Below are 13,788 nucleotides of genomic sequence, written 5' to 3'. Positions count from 1 at the left end.
TCTCACCCCTTTTCGATGGTTCCGACCGCGCCGCCGATGAAGACGGTGGCGAGGATGGTGAAGATGTACGCCTGGACCAGCCCGAGCAGCAGTTCCAGCGCCATCAGCGGCACCGGCACGAACAGCCCGGCCAGCGCCAGCACGATGCCGATGACGAACTCGCCGCTCATGACGTTGCCGAACAGGCGGATCGACAGCGAGAAGGCGCGGGTCAGCTCCGACAGCAGGTTCAGCGGCAGCAGCAGCGGGGTGGGGTGGGCGAAGCCCTTCAGGTAGCCCCACAGCCCGCGCTTGGCGATGCCCAGCGCCTGGGCCGACAGCAGCACGACCAGCGCCAGCGCCGCCGCGGTTTCCAGGAAGGCGGTCGGCGCCTTCAGCCCCGGCAGCAGGCCGGACAGGTTGGCGACCGCCAGATAGAGGAACAGCGTGCCCAGCAGCGGCAGGAAGGGCGTGGCGTCGGCCTGCATCGTCTCGCCGATCTCGCGGCGCAGGGTTTCGACCACCAGCTCCAGCACGGTCTGGACCCGGCCGGGCCGCTCCACCCGCAGCCGGCGCGTTGCCAGCGCCGCCCCCAGCGTCATCGCGGCCATCAGCCCCCAGGTGACGACCACCGGCAGGGTGATCGGCAGCGGGCCGAGCGCGACGACGACCGGTGCGGTCAGCGGGGAGTCGGTCATGGCGTTCCCCCGTCCGCCGCCCGTTCCCGCCGCATCACCGCCACGCGGGCCGCCTGGAAGCCGGCGAGCATGGCGAGCAGCGCCGCCGCACCGCCCCAGACCGCCGCCGCGGTGAAGCCCGCCACCGCTCCGCCCAGCCGCAGCAGGTGCAGCGGCACCGCCCGGCGCGCACCGCCGTTGGCGTAGAGCCGCGCGGTGGCGGCCAGCCCGCGGAAGAACAGCGTGCCCAGCGCCAGGCCGGCCAGCGCGCCGCAGAGGATGGACAGGAGGATGGGGGCGGTCATGACGGTCCACGCTCCTGCTCGATGCGGTTCCAGGCGAGCCAGCCGCCGAGCAGCACCCCGGCGAACAGCAGCGCCGCGGTCCAGAAGATGCCGCTGCCCGCCCGCTGGTCGAGCCAGCGTCCGGCGAACAGCCCGGCCAGCGTCGGCACCACCACCAGCCAGCCCAGCGCGCCGATCAGCGCCAGATTGCGGCCCATCGGCCGTTCGCCCTCGCGCAGCCAGCGCTCGCGCCGTTCGCGGCGGCGGCGGACGTTGCCGGACAGCGGGTCTTGTGGCTCCGGCGGTTCTGGCGGGCTGGAGTCGGTCATGACGCGTCCTCCGTTCCATCGCCGGTCGGGGCGAACGGGCTGGCGGCGCGGCGTTCGGGCCGCAGGTAGGCTAGGATGTGGCGGACCGCCGCCAGATGCATGCGGCGGGCGCCGGTGCGGGCCTGCCCCTCGTCCTCGGCGTTGCGGCGGAAGCGGGCCAGCACGTCCTGTTCCAGCGCGTGCAGGTCGTCGCCGACCACCGCCTCGCGCGTCGCCACCGCGACGCGGGCGCCGTCGGTCACGGTCAGCACCCCGCCGCGCACCGCGCAATGCCCCTCGCGCCCGTCGGCGCCGCGCCAGCTGACCACCGAGACGGCGAGCGCGGTCAGCAGGTCGGCGTGGCCGGGCAGGACGCCGAAGGCGCCGCTGGCGTCCTCGGCGCGCAGATGGCGGAGGCCGGCGAGCTGGGCGGCGACCGACGTGGGCGTGGTGATGATGAGGGAAAGGCCGCCATCCGTCATGGCGTCCTCCCGGCGCGGTCGCGCTCGCGGACCTGATCCAGCGTGCCGGTCATGAAGAAGGCGCTTTCGGCCCAGCCGTCGCCCTCGCCGTCCAGGATGGCGCGGCAGCCCTTCAGCGTGTCCTCCAGCGGCACGCTGACGCCGCCATGGCCGGTGAAGACCTCCGTCACCACGAAGGGCTGGGTCAGGAACCGCTGCAGCCGGCGGGCGCGGCGCACCGCCAGGCGGTCGGCGGCGCTCAGCTCCTCCATGCCCAGCAGGGCGATGACGTCCTGAAGCTCGCGGTAATGGGCGATGGTCCGCCGCACCTCCTCCGCCAGCCGGTAATGCGTCTCCCCCACCACCAGCGGGTCGAGCAGGCTGGAGGTCGAGGTCAGCGGGTCGACCGCCGGGTACAGCCCCTCCGCCGCCATGGCGCGCGACAGCACGATGGAGCTGTCGAGGTGGCTGAACAGCTCCGCCACCGCCGGATCGGTGAAGTCGTCGGCCGGGACATAGACCGCCTGGATTGCCGTCACCACCGCGCCGGGGGTGGAGGCCACCCGCTCCTCCAGCTCGGCGATCTCGCTGGCCAGCGTCGGCTGGTAGCCGACCCGCGACGGCAGGCGGCCGAGCAGCCCCGACACCTCCGCCCCGGCCTGGACGAAGCGGAAGACGTTGTCCATCAGCAGCAGCACGTCGCGTCGTTCCTCGTCGCGGAAATGCTCGGCGATGGTCAGCGCGGTCAGGCCGACGCGCCAGCGCGCCCCCGGCGGCTCGTTCATCTGGCCGAAGACCAGCGCGGTGCGGTCGAGCACGCCGGAACGCCGCATCTCCTCCCACAGCTCCTGCCCCTCGCGGGAGCGTTCGCCAATGCCGGCGAAGACGGAGATGCCGGTGTAGCGCTCCCCCATCTTGCGGATCAGCTCCATCACCAGCACGGTCTTGCCGACGCCGGCGCCACCGAACATCGCCGCCTTGCCGCCGCGCGCCATCGGCGCCAGCAGGTCGATCACCTTGATGCCGGTCTCCATCAGCTCGCGCTGCGGGTTGCGGCGGGACAGCGGCGGCGGGGCGCGGTGGATGGGGGAGCGCGGGGTGTCGGCCGGCAGCGCCGGCCCATCGTCGCGCGGCAACCCCATGACGTCGAGCAGCCGGCCCAGCACCGCCGCCCCCACCGGGGTGGTCAGCGGCCCGCCGGTGGCGCGCGCCATGGTGCCGCGCCGCAGGCCCGAGGTGCCCTGGAGCGCGATGGCGCGGGCGGTGCCGGCGTCCAGATGGGCCTGCACCTCCGCCACCAGCCGCTCCGGGCCGTCCCACAGGATCTCCACCGCCTCGCGCAGCGGCGGCAGAGCGCCGTCCGGAAAGACGAGGTCGATGACCGAGCCGCGGACGGCGACCACCCGCCCCAACGACGATTCGCTGGGGTCTGCGGGGGAGGCCGGGGCGTTGACGGGTGTGTCGGTGGGCATGGTCACTCCGGCCGGGAGGCGTGGACGGGAACCGGGGGCGGTGGTGCGGCTATGAGACCCGGGGCGGGCCCCACCCGACCGGCCACCCCAGCCTTCCCCCGGCGGGCGGGGGAAGGGGCGCTTGGCAGCGCCGCAGGGGTGGAGGGCAAAACGTCAACCAGATCGACCACCAGACCCCAGCATAGACCCGCGGCGGCGCCTGCCGCATTGCGTCAAATCAAACCCTGCCCCTATGGAAATGCCCGGTCGGGGAAATCGGTGGGACTTGGGGCGGCTGCCGGCGGCCCGCCTGGCTGTGTCCCCGGCTCATCGTCGGCCTGGAGGGTGATCGCCACCCGGCGGTTGCGCGCCTGTGCGACCGGGTCGGTCCCGCCGGTCAGCGGGCGGGTGTCGGCGAAGCCGACCGCCGACAGCCGGTCCGGCGGCAGGCCGAGCTCGATCAGGCGGCGGACGACGCTGGAGGCGCGGGCGCCCGACAGCTCCCAGTTGGAGGGGAAGCGGCTGTTGCTGATCGGGGTGCGGTCGGTGTGCCCCTCCACCACGATGTCGCCGCGGGTCGCGGTCAGCGTCGGGGCCAGCCGGCGCAGCAGCCCGTCGCCGCCCGGCGTCAGCTCCGCCCGGCCGGAGGCGAACAGGATGCCGTCGCCGATGACGATGTTCACCCGGTTCTGCCGCACGTCGACCGCGACGCTGCGCGGCACGCCGAGCGTCGCCAGCGTCTCGCGCCAATGCGCCGCCACCCGCTCCGGCGCCGTCACCGCCACCTTCCCGTCGTCCAGGCGCGGGCGCGGATCGGGGGGCGGATTGGGTTTCGGCGGCGGGGGTTCGTCGAACAAGGGCGGCGGCGGTGCCGACTCCGGCGCCGTGTGGACCGCCGCCGTGTTCGACGCCGTGTTCGACGCCGCGACCGGCAACTCGGGCTGCGGCGTGGTGGGGAGCTGGTCCTTCAGCGTGGTGATCGCCAGCAGCATGACGAACACCGACAGCAGCAGCGTCACCAGATCGGAGTAGCTGAGCAGCCAGATTTCCTGGTCGTCCTCGCCCCCGGCGGCGGGCAGGGTGGCGTTGGCGGCCCAGGGCGGCGAGGCGAGGTCCTGCGCGTCGTCCGCGGTGATGCGGCCGGGGATCGGGCCGGCGCCGGTGTCGGGACGCTCGTCAGGACTGGCCATGGAGTTCGTCCCCGCGCTCACGCACGAATTCGGCGAGCGCGTCGGCGATCACCGTCGGCGAGCGGCCGAGCCGCACCAGGAGAATGCCCTCCAGCAGCACGTTCAGCATCGCCACCCGGCGCGCGGTGCGCTGTTCCAGCTTGATGGCGATCGGCTTGAAGACGAGGTTGGCCAGCACCACGCCGTACAGCGTCGCCACCAGCGCCACCGACATGTGTTCGCCCACCTGCGCGATGGTCGCGGTGCCGAGCTGCGCCATCATGCCGATCAGCCCGACCAGCGTCGCCAGCAGCCCGAAGGCCGGGGCGAGGCCGGCCAGCGTGCGGAACAGGCGTGACTGCACCGATTCGCGCTCGATCAGCTTCTGGATGCGCCAGTTCATCACGTGCAGGATGTCGTTGACCGGCGTGCCGTCGGCGATCAACTGCAGGCCCAGTCGCAGGAACGGGCTGGCGGCCCGGGTGCCCTGCTCCTCCGCCCGCTGGATCTGGCCGCGCTGGTAGAGGCGGGCGAAGGTCACCAGCTCCGTGATGTCGTCGGCGATGGAATCCTCGTCGCGGAAGATCGCGCGCAGGGAGGCCAGCGCCGCCCGCAGCTCGCTCGCCCGGAAGGCCAGCAGGGCGGCGACGGTGATGCCGCCGCTGATGATGACGGCGCCGGTGGGGTTCCACAGCGCCTCCATCCCATGGCCGACGCCGATGTAGGACATCAGCCCCACACCGCCGGCGAGGCCGAAGACGGTGGCGTTCAGGAGATGGGTGGGCTTGCGCGCCGGTCGGGCGAGCGGCGGGGAGGGCATTGGGGTGGCCATCCGGCGCCTCGTGATTCATCAGCTTTTTATCTATTAGGCGTTCGTAACAACCCGCTGTCAATCAGGGGTAACGCGGGGCAGGGGCGTGTCTTTGGCGCTGCGGTGTTCAGCCGCGCCCGAACAGCCGCCCGAACAGGCCGGGGCGGGCGGGGGTGGTGGTGGCGTCCTGGTCGGTGTCCGCGGCGGTGGTCGGTTCGTCCGCCGCCGCGTCCTCCTCCCGCCGGGGGCGTTCGCTGTCGAGCGGCGCGGTGTGAGGGGCCGCCGCCGCGGCGTCGGCGGCGCGGCCCTGGAGCAGCGTCACCCCGGCGGCCCGCCCGGTTTCCAGCGCCGCCGGCTCGTCGCAGCGCCACAGCACCAGCCGTCCGGCGCCGAAGCGGGCGACGGCGGCGGTCAGGTGGGATGCGGCGTCGGCGGCGCCGCGGATCCAGTGCGCCTTGATGAAGACCGGCTCGATCCCCGCCGGATCCAGCGTGGCGAGGGTCGCCAGCGGCACATGGTCCAGCGCCACGCCGAAACCGGCGTCGGCCAGCCGTGCCGCCGCCGCGGCGACGCGGTCGGGGGCGAGACTCAGCTCCCAGCAGGCGAGTTCGGCGGTGACGCGGCGGCGCGCCTCCGCCGGGATGGCGCGGGCCAGTTCGTCGAAGCCGTCGTCCAGCACGGTGGTGGTGTGCAGGTCGACGGTGAAGGGGCGGGGGTCCTGGGCGCGGTCGCGGGCGATATGGCGCAACAGCCCGCGGTCGAGCCGCACCGCAACCTCGTGCCGCAGCCAGGCGTCGCGCCGCAGCGGCAGGGACAGGCGCGATTCCAGTTCGGTCAGCGACACCGCCAGTTCGGTGGCCGGCACCGTCGGGACCGCCCCGGCGAAGGACCAGATCGGCTGTTCGCGGACGAGGCTGTCGAGGTCGGCGCCGTGCAGCACCCGCTCCACCTCCAGCAGGTGGGCCAGCGCCGCGGTGGGCGCCCGCTCCGCCGCCTCGCGCAGGGCGGCGGCCCGGTCGTCGCCGGGGTATAGGTCGGCGATCATCCGCTCGACGTCGGCGGCGACGTCGTAGCGGGTGGTGCGGAGATCACCGAAGCCGTGGCTGTGCAGGGTGCGGGCCAGCGCCTTCGCCCCGGCGTCGAGCAGGTCGCCCGCCTCGGCCGGGGCCAGGACCACCAGGCGCGGCCCGGCCAGCCGGAACACCTCGCGCGGGCGGTTGCCCAGCCAGCTTTCCAGATAATGGTCGAGCGTCATGGCGAAGCGCGGGTCGCCGCCATGCTCGATCCCGCGCAGGTCGGCCAGCAGCGCCGCCAGCGGTTCCGGCGCCGCCCGCAACGCCTGCAGGCGTGCCAGAAGCGTGTGCCCCGCCGCGTCCGCCATCGCACCCTCTCAAGACCCGTTCACGCCCGGAGTGTCGCGTCCGGACGCGGCGGGTGCAAGGGGCGATGACGCCGCGGGGGGCGCCTGACGTCCGCCGGCCGGTCAGCCGATCTCGAACTTGATGCCCTGGGCGAGCGGCAGGGCCGACGAGTAGTTCACGGTCGCGGTCTGGCGCCGCATGTAGGCCTTCCAGGCGTCGGAGCCCGACTCGCGGCCGCCGCCGGTTTCCTTCTCGCCGCCGAAGGCGCCGCCGATCTCCGCACCGCTCGGCCCGATGTTGACGTTGGCGATGCCGCAGTCGGAGCCCGAGGCCGACAGGAACCGCTCCGTCTCGCGCAGGTCGGTGGAGAAGATGCAGGAGGACAGGCCCTGCGGCACCGCGTTCTGCAGCGCGATGGCCTCGTCCAGCGTGTCGTAGGTCAGGACGTAGAGGATCGGCGCGAAGGTCTCGTGCCGCACCACCTCGGTCTGGGCCGGCATCTCGACGATGGCGGGGGTGACGTAGTGGGCGTTGGGGAAGCGGTCGGCCAGCGTGCGCTCGCCGCCGGTGACGGTGCCGCCCTCGGCCTTCGCCGCCGCCAGTGCGCGCTGCATCGCCGCGAAGGCGTCGGCGTCGACCAGCGGGCCCATCAGCACGCCGCTGTCCAGCGGGTTGCCGATCGACACCGACGCGTAGGCCGCCTTCAGGCGCGGCAGCAGCTGGTCCTTGACCGAGCGGTGGACGATCAGCCGGCGCAGCGTGGTGCAGCGCTGGCCGCAGGTGCCGACCGCCGAGAACAGGATGGCGCGCAGCGCCATGTCGAGGTCGGCCGACGGCGCCACGATCATGGCGTTGTTGCCGCCCAGCTCCAGGATGGAGCGGCCGAAGCGCTCCGCCACCAGCTTGGCGACCTCGCGGCCCATGCGGGTGGAGCCGGTGGCCGAGACGATCGGCAGGCCCGGATGCGCCACCAGCGCCTCGCCGACCGCACGGCCGCCCTGGACCAGCTGGCACAGGTTGGCCGGGGCGTCGCCGAAGCGGGCGGCGGCGCGCTCGAAGATCACCTGGCAGGCGGCGGCGGTCAGCGGGGTCTTTTCCGACGGCTTCCACACCACGGGATCGCCGCAGACCAGCGCCAGCGCCGCGTTCCACGACCACACCGCGACCGGGAAGTTGAAGGCGGAAATGACGAGGCAGGGGCCGGCCGGGTGCCAGGTCTCGCGCATGGCGTGGCCCGGACGCTCCGAGGCGATGGTCAGGCCGTAGAGCTGGCGCGACAGGCCGACGGCGAAGTCGCAGATGTCGATCATCTCCTGCACTTCGCCCAGGCCTTCCTGGTGGATCTTGCCGGCTTCCAGCGAGACCAGGCGGCCGAGGTCGTCCTTGGCGGCGCGCAGTTCCTCGCCCAGCAGGCGGACCAGCTCGCCCCGGCGCGGCGCCGGCACCGTGCGCCACGCCTCGAAGGCGCGGGCGGCGTTGGCGACGATGTCCGACACCTGCGACGGCGCGGTTTCCGCCACGGTGGCGAGCGTGGCGCCGTCGATCGGCGACCGCGCGGTGAGCCCGGCCCCGCTTGAGGTCAGGCCGAAACGGGAGAGGATGTCGCTGTGCTGCACCGGGGTGGCTCCTTGGGTCAAAGCGAGGCGTGCGGATCTCCCTCTCCCGCCCCGGGAGAGGGAAAGTTTCCTTAGATCACTTCCCCTTCCCGGCCGCGCGGATCTCCGAGAGGGTCCGGGTCGGGGTCAGGGCTTCGGGGTCGAGCTTGATGTGGATGATCGCCGGCAGGCCGGACGCGCGGGCGCGTTCGAAGGCCGCGGCGAACTGGTCGGTGGTCTCCACCGTCTCGCCATGGCCGCCATAGACGCGGGCAAAGGCGGCGAAGTCTGGGTTGCGCAGTTCGGTGCCGGAAACCCGGCCGGGATACTCGCGCTCCTGGTGCATGCGGATGGTGCCGTACATGCCGTTGTCGACGACCAGCACGATCACCGCCGCGCCTTCCTGCACCGCGGTGCCGAACTCCAGCCCGGTCATCTGGAAGCAGCCGTCGCCGGCGAAGCACAGGACGTCGCGCGTGCGGTGCTGCAGCTTGGCGGCGATGGCGGCCGGCAGGCCGTAGCCCATCGAGCCGCAGACCGGTGCCACCTGGGTGCCGAACTGGCGGAAGCGGTGAAAGCGGTGGATCCAGGTGGCGTAGTTGCCGGCGCCGTTGGTGAAGATGGCGTCGGGCGACAGGCGCTCGTCCAGCCACGCCATGATGCGGCCCATCTGCACGTCGCCGGGGCCGGCCTCGGGCGGGGTGCTCCAGGCGTCGTAGACCGCGTGGGCGGCCTCGGCGCGGGCGGCCCAGGCGGGGTTCGGCGTCACGGCCAGCGTCGACAGCGCCTCCAGGGCGGCGCCCGGCGTGGCGACCATGCCCAGCGTCGGGCGGAAGACGCGGCCGATCTCCTCGGCGCCGGGATGGATGTGGACCACCGCCTTGGCCGGATCGGGGATGCCGAGCAGGTCGTAGCTCTGCGACGGCACTTCGGAGAAGCGGTCGCCCAGCAGGATCAGCAGGTCGCTGTCCTTCACCAGCGCGGTCAGCTTCGGGTTGATGCCCAGCCCGATGTCGCCGGCGTAGAGCGGGTGGCTGTGGTCGAACAGCATCTGGCGGCGGAAGGTGACCGCCACCGGCAGCGACAGCCGCTCGGCGAAGTCCCGCAGCGCTGCCACCGACTCCGCGGTCCAGCGCGAGCCGCCGGCGACCAGCAGCGGCCGCTCCGCCTTGGCCAGCAGCGCGCCGAAGGCGGCGACCTGGGCCGGGGTGGGGGCGCTGTCCACCGGCTCCGCCCGCGGGGCGGCGGACACGTCGGCGGTCTCGGTCAGCGTGTCCTCGGGCAGGGCCAGCACCACCGGGCCGGGGCGGCCGGCCATCGCGGTGTGGAAGGCGCGGGAGATCATCTCCGGCACGCGGTCGGCGCTGTCGATCTCGGCGACCCACTTGCACATGCCGCCGAACAGCTTGCCGTAATCGACCTCCTGGAAGGCGTCGCGGCCGCGCATGCCGCGCTCGATCTGGCCGACCAGCACCACCAGCGGGGTTTCGTCCTGCTGGGCGACGTGGATGCCCGACGCGGCGTTGGTGGCGCCGGGGCCGCGGGTGACGAGGCAGACGCCGGGGCGGCCGGTCAGCTTGGCCTGCGCCTCCGCCATCATCGAGGCGCCGCCCTCGTGGCGGCAGACGACCATCTCGATCGGGCTGTCGTGCAGCGCGTCCAGCACGGCGAGGTAGCTCTCGCCCGGCACGCCGAACACCCGCCGCACGCCCTGCGCCTCCAGCGCCTCGACGATCAACTGACCACCGGTCTTCATCTCGGTCCCCGCCCGCGTTTCGCAACTCTCGACCCTGCCGACGGTGCACCCGCCGGCGCCATCCCGCAAACGACTTTCTTTCCACAGGTCATGAGCTTTGGTAATGACCTTGCCATGGATCTGCAACGCCGCCTTCTTCCGTCGATGAGCGCGCTGACCGCCTTCGAGGCGGCGGCCCGCACCGGCAGCTTCACCGCCGCCGCGGCCGAGCTGTCGCTGACGCAAGGCGCGGTCAGCCGTCAGGTCAAGGCGCTGGAGGAGCAGATCGGCACGCCGCTGTTCACCCGCAAGGGCCAGCGCGTGACCCTGACCCCGACCGGCGCGCTGTACGCCGAACCGGTCCGCGACGCGCTGCGCCAGATCGCGGCGGCGACGGTGCGGACCATCGCGGCGCCCAAGGGCGGCGTGCTGAACCTCGCCATCCTGCCGACCTTCGGCACGCGCTGGCTGGTGCCGCGGCTGCCGGCCTTCCAGGCGGCGCACCCGCATGTGGTGATCCACTTCACCACCAAGCTGGCGCCCTTCGACTTCCGCACCCACGACCTGGACGCCGCCATCCATTACGGGCTGGGCGACTGGCCCGACGCCGTCTGCGACCATCTGCTGGACGAGGAGGTGCTGCCGGTCTGCTCCCCCGCCTTCCGGACGGCGCATCCGGTGGCCGAGCCCGCCGACCTGCTGGCCCTGCCGCTGCTGCACACCAGCACGCGCGCCGATGCCTGGACCGACTGGTTCGCGGCGCAGGGTCTGGCGCCGCGGACCGGCGCCGGCATGGTGTTCGAACAGTTCGCCACCACCGCCCAGGCGGCCGAGGCCGGGTTGGGCGTGGCGCTGCTGCCGACCCTGCTGGTGCGCGGCGAGTTGGAGGAGGGCGCGCTGGTCCCGGCCATCGACCGGCCGCACCGCAGCGCGCGGGCCTATTACCTGGTCCACCCCCGCGGCAAGGCCGACCACCCGCCCTTTGCCGCCTTCCGCCAATGGCTGCTGGCCGAGGCCCGGGGGGAGACGGGCGGAGCGTAGGCGCCCTACACCACGCCCACCAGCTCGCCGATGCCGTCGCCGTTGCGCCGCACCGTCAGCTTGCGGTCGTGGAAGGCGGCGAGGCTGCTGCGGTGGCCGACGCTGACCAGGGTGGTGCCGGGCAGGCGGTCGCGCAGCAGGCCGTAGAGCCGCTCCTCCGTCTCCGGGTCACAGGCCGAGGTCGCCTCGTCGAGATAGAGCCAGTCGGGCTTGTGCAGCAGGGCGCGGGCGATGGCGACGCGTTGCTGCTCGCCGCCGGACAGACGCTGCGTCCAGTGGTCCTCCTCGTGCAGGCGGTCGGCGAAGCCGGCCATGCCGACGGCGTCCAGCACGGCGCGCACCGTGTCCGCGTCGAACGCCTGGGGGGCGGCCGGGTAGGTCACGGCGGCGTGCAGGCTGCCGATCGGCAGGTAGGGCTTCTGCGGCAGCACCATGGCGCCCGGGCCGTTGGTCCCGCCGGCCGGCAGCCGGACCCGGCCCCGGCCGAACGGCCAGATGCCGGCGATGGCGCGCAGCAGCGTGCTCTTGCCCGATCCCGACGGGCCGGTGATCAGCACCCGTTCCCCGGCCCCGACCGTCAGGTCGGCGCGGACCAGCGGCGTGCCGCCGTTCGGCAGGGTCAGCGCCAGCCCGTCGAGCGTCAGGGCGCCGTCGGCCGCCTCCGTCCGCTCCACCCCGGCGTGGGCGCGGTTGGCGGCGCGCACCGCGGCGACCGCGTGGTGGAAGCCGGTGAGACGGCTGGTGGTGGCGTGCCAGTCGGCGAGGTTGACGTACGCGTCGATGAACCAGGACAGCGCGCTCTGCACCTGCCCGAAGGCCTGCGAGGTCTGCATCAGCGAGCCCAGCGGCAGGGCGCCGCTGAAATAGCGCGGCGCGGCGACCAGCAGCGGGAAGATGACGGCGACCTGGCCGTAGCCGGAGGTGAACCACACCAGCCGCTTCTGCGTGCGCATCAGCGCCCACCAGTTGGCGACGACGCGGGCGAAGCGGTCGTTGAAGCCGCGGGCCTCCTGCGCCTCGCCCTGCTGGAGCGCCACGCTCTCGGCGTTCTCGCGCAGGCGGACCAGGGCGAAGCGGAAGTCGGCCTCGTAGCGCTGCTGGTCGAAGCTGAGCCGGGCCAGCGGCTTGCCGATCCTGTGGGTGATCCAGGTGCCGGCGACGGCGTAGACCAGCGCCACCCACACCATGTAGCCGGGCAGGTCGATGCCCAGGCCGGGGATGGTCACCGACCCCGACAGGCTCCACAGGATGGCCAGGAAGGAGACCAGCGAGACGATGTTGGTCAGGAAGCCCAGCGACAGGCTGAGCGTCAACTGGACGAAGCTGCGCAGATCCTCGGCGATGCGCTGGTCGGGGTTGTCGGTCCCGGTGTTGGCGAAGTTCAGGCGGTAATAGGTCTGGTTCTCCAGCCAGTCGCCGAGATAGCGCTCGGTCAGCCAGCGGCGCCAACGGATTTGCAGCATCTGGTTCAGGTAGAGCCGGTAGACCGCCACCGCGATGAAGACCAGCGCCAGCCCGCCGAACATCAGCAGCGCATGAACGAAGGCGCCCTCGTCCTTGTCCTGCAGCGCGTTGAAGATGTCGGCGTTGATCTGGGTGAACCAGACCTCCATGAACACCGCGCCCAGGTTCAGCCCGATGATGGCCGCCAGCAAGCCGCGCGCCGCCCATTTCTCGTCGGAGAACCAATAGGGCTTGGTCAGCCGCCAGACGTCGGCCAGGAAGGCGCGGGCGGCGGACAGGCGTCCGGTGGCGGGTCGGGCGGCGGGATCGCCAGTGGGATCGATCGAACGGTCGGGCATGTGGTCACTCGGCAAGCGGACAGGACGATCCCTGCCGATTACCACCCTTTGCCGGCCGGCGGCGATGAATTCGCTGTTACCTGCCCCGGATCATGTCCCAGCTGGCCATCAGCGCACCGCCGGCGATCAGCGCGCAGGCCGCCCACACCGTCCAGCCGCCCTCGGCCTGCCCGGACAGGATCAGCAGCAGGGTCGAGGCCGGCGGCACCGCGTAGGACAGCACGCCCAGCGCCCGGATGTCGCCGCGCTTCATCCCGTGGTCCCAGACGAAGAAGGCCAGCCCGTCCGGCCCGACGCCGAGCGCCAGCAGCGCCAGCCAGCCCAGCCCCTGTTGCGGCCAGACGGTGGTGCCCTCGAACAGCAGGTGGCCGGTCAGCCCGAGCAGGGCGGTGGCGAGGCAGAAGCCGCTGACCGCTTCGGTCGGCACGCTGCCGAAGCGGCGCGACAGCACCGAATAGGCGCCCCAGATCACCGCGGCGGCCAAGGCGGCGGCGTAGGCCGGCAGGTCGCCGCCCGCCAGATGCAGCCCGCCGCCGCGCCCCGACACGATCAGCGCCGTCCCGGCCAGCCCGCACAGCGCGCCGGCCACATGGCCGGCCTTCAGCCGCTCCCCCGGCAGCAGGGCGGAGAACAGCACGATGCACAGCGGCCACAGGTAGTTCAGCAGGTTGACCTCCACCGCGGCGGCCGGCGCCAGGTGGAAGGCCAGGAACAGGCAGGCGTGGTAGCCGAACAGCCCGCCGACCCCGACCAGCCACACCGGCCAGGGCTGCCGCATGGCGGTCCACACGCTGCGGCCGCGCAAGCCGCTGACGGCGGTTCCCGACAGGAAGGCCAGCCCGAAGGTCACGGCCACCAGTTGCAGCGGCGGCATCGCGCTGGACAGCGAGGTCAGCAGGGCCGCCGTCGACCACAGCAGGATGGCGACGGCCCCGATTCCGGTGGCGCGGCGCACCTCCGGTGCGGTGGTGGCGGTGCCGGCGAGGGAGGACAGGGGCGGGACGGGGGTGGGAAGGGCATCGGCGCTCATGCCGGCTGCATAGCCGAGGCGCCGGTGGTCCGCAACAGGAGAGGCCGTGACGGATCGTCCCGGCCTCGCCCCGTCCGGTACGGT

At 73.0% G+C, this 13,788-nt stretch carries 13 protein-coding genes; 1 reads left to right on the top strand and 12 read right to left on the bottom strand.

The features are described 5' to 3' along the window. Positions 1-2: 2 nt before the first annotated feature. From TSO352_RS21115 to TSO352_RS21070, 10 genes are all read right to left on the bottom strand, one after another. Positions 3-677, bottom strand: a complete 675-nt coding sequence (locus TSO352_RS21115) for a F0F1 ATP synthase subunit A (protein WP_109109205.1) — start codon at positions 675-677, stop codon at positions 3-5. Beyond that, positions 674-961, bottom strand: a complete 288-nt coding sequence (locus TSO352_RS21110) for an ATP synthase subunit I (protein WP_109109204.1) — start codon at positions 959-961, stop codon at positions 674-676. The genes TSO352_RS21115 and TSO352_RS21110 overlap by 4 nt, the downstream gene beginning before the upstream one ends. Then, entirely contained in the window at positions 958-1,269 is a 312-nt protein-coding gene (locus TSO352_RS21105) for an AtpZ/AtpI family protein (RefSeq protein ID WP_109109203.1), read from the bottom strand. The genes TSO352_RS21110 and TSO352_RS21105 overlap by 4 nt, the downstream gene beginning before the upstream one ends. Beyond that, entirely contained in the window at positions 1,266-1,730 is a 465-nt protein-coding gene (locus TSO352_RS21100; protein WP_109109202.1) for a F0F1 ATP synthase subunit epsilon, read from the bottom strand. The genes TSO352_RS21105 and TSO352_RS21100 overlap by 4 nt, the downstream gene beginning before the upstream one ends. Further along, on the bottom strand, positions 1,727-3,181 hold the full coding sequence (gene atpD, locus TSO352_RS21095) for a F0F1 ATP synthase subunit beta (RefSeq protein ID WP_109109201.1): 1,455 nt from the start codon (positions 3,179-3,181) through the stop codon (positions 1,727-1,729). The genes TSO352_RS21100 and atpD overlap by 4 nt, the downstream gene beginning before the upstream one ends. A 230-nt stretch (positions 3,182-3,411) precedes the next feature. Beyond that, entirely contained in the window at positions 3,412-4,350 is a 939-nt protein-coding gene (locus TSO352_RS21090; RefSeq protein ID WP_109109200.1) for a flagellar motor protein MotB, read from the bottom strand. Beyond that, positions 4,337-5,161: a MotA/TolQ/ExbB proton channel family protein gene (locus TSO352_RS21085; protein ID WP_109109199.1), complete on the bottom strand. Its 825-nt coding sequence runs from the start codon at positions 5,159-5,161 to the stop codon at positions 4,337-4,339. Before TSO352_RS21085 ends, TSO352_RS21090 begins: the two co-directional genes overlap by 14 nt. 106 nt (positions 5,162-5,267) lie before the next feature. Next, positions 5,268-6,521 carry a hypothetical protein gene (locus tag TSO352_RS21080; RefSeq protein ID WP_146210777.1) on the bottom strand — a complete coding sequence of 418 codons (1,254 nt, stop codon included), beginning with the start codon at positions 6,519-6,521 and terminating at the stop codon, positions 5,268-5,270. 102 nt (positions 6,522-6,623) lie between these two features. After that, positions 6,624-8,117: an aldehyde dehydrogenase family protein gene (locus TSO352_RS21075; protein ID WP_109109197.1), complete on the bottom strand. Its 1,494-nt coding sequence runs from the start codon at positions 8,115-8,117 to the stop codon at positions 6,624-6,626. A 76-nt stretch (positions 8,118-8,193) separates the two neighbouring features. Beyond that, positions 8,194-9,852, bottom strand: a complete 1,659-nt coding sequence (locus tag TSO352_RS21070; protein WP_109109196.1) for a thiamine pyrophosphate-binding protein — start codon at positions 9,850-9,852, stop codon at positions 8,194-8,196. 114 nt (positions 9,853-9,966) lie between these two features. On the opposite strand from TSO352_RS21070, the gene gcvA reads away from it, so the two are divergent. After that, positions 9,967-10,872 (top strand): transcriptional regulator GcvA, encoded by a 906-nt coding sequence (gene gcvA, locus TSO352_RS21065; RefSeq protein WP_109109195.1) that lies wholly within the window; start codon positions 9,967-9,969, stop codon positions 10,870-10,872. A gap of 5 nt (positions 10,873-10,877) precedes the next feature. Here gcvA and TSO352_RS21060 read toward each other — a convergent pair whose 3' ends face one another. Further along, positions 10,878-12,674: an ABC transporter ATP-binding protein/permease gene (locus TSO352_RS21060; protein WP_109109194.1), complete on the bottom strand. Its 1,797-nt coding sequence runs from the start codon at positions 12,672-12,674 to the stop codon at positions 10,878-10,880. 76 nt (positions 12,675-12,750) lie between these two features. Further along, positions 12,751-13,704: an EamA family transporter gene (locus TSO352_RS21055; RefSeq protein WP_109109193.1), complete on the bottom strand. Its 954-nt coding sequence runs from the start codon at positions 13,702-13,704 to the stop codon at positions 12,751-12,753. Positions 13,705-13,788: the final 84 nt, after the last annotated feature.

It is taken from the genome of Azospirillum sp. TSO35-2, assembly GCF_003116095.1.
In the GTDB taxonomy this organism is placed as follows: domain Bacteria; phylum Pseudomonadota; class Alphaproteobacteria; order Azospirillales; family Azospirillaceae; genus Azospirillum.
Note: the sequence above shows the minus strand (reverse complement) of the source record. Positions and strands in the feature narration are given on the sequence as shown.

Bases quoted from the DNA above. Each gene is read 5' to 3' on its own strand.
- TSO352_RS21100 (WP_109109202.1), bottom strand. From the start codon at position 1,730: ATGACGGATGGCGGCCTTTCCCTCATCATCACCACGCCCACGTCGGTC.
- TSO352_RS21080 (WP_146210777.1), bottom strand. From the start codon at position 6,521: ATGGCGGACGCGGCGGGGCACACGCTTCTGGCACGCCTGCAGGCGTTG.
- TSO352_RS21105 (WP_109109203.1), bottom strand. From the start codon at position 1,269: ATGACCGACTCCAGCCCGCCAGAACCGCCGGAGCCACAAGACCCGCTG.
- TSO352_RS21085 (WP_109109199.1), bottom strand. From the start codon at position 5,161: ATGGCCACCCCAATGCCCTCCCCGCCGCTCGCCCGACCGGCGCGCAAG.
- gcvA (WP_109109195.1), top strand. From the start codon at position 9,967: ATGGATCTGCAACGCCGCCTTCTTCCGTCGATGAGCGCGCTGACCGCC.
- TSO352_RS21110 (WP_109109204.1), bottom strand. From the start codon at position 961: ATGACCGCCCCCATCCTCCTGTCCATCCTCTGCGGCGCGCTGGCCGGC.
- atpD (WP_109109201.1), bottom strand. From the start codon at position 3,181: ATGCCCACCGACACACCCGTCAACGCCCCGGCCTCCCCCGCAGACCCC.
- TSO352_RS21060 (WP_109109194.1), bottom strand. From the start codon at position 12,674: ATGCCCGACCGTTCGATCGATCCCACTGGCGATCCCGCCGCCCGACCC.
- TSO352_RS21115 (WP_109109205.1), bottom strand. From the start codon at position 677: ATGACCGACTCCCCGCTGACCGCACCGGTCGTCGTCGCGCTCGGCCCG.
- TSO352_RS21070 (WP_109109196.1), bottom strand. From the start codon at position 9,852: ATGAAGACCGGTGGTCAGTTGATCGTCGAGGCGCTGGAGGCGCAGGGC.
- TSO352_RS21055 (WP_109109193.1), bottom strand. From the start codon at position 13,704: ATGAGCGCCGATGCCCTTCCCACCCCCGTCCCGCCCCTGTCCTCCCTC.
- TSO352_RS21090 (WP_109109200.1), bottom strand. From the start codon at position 4,350: ATGGCCAGTCCTGACGAGCGTCCCGACACCGGCGCCGGCCCGATCCCC.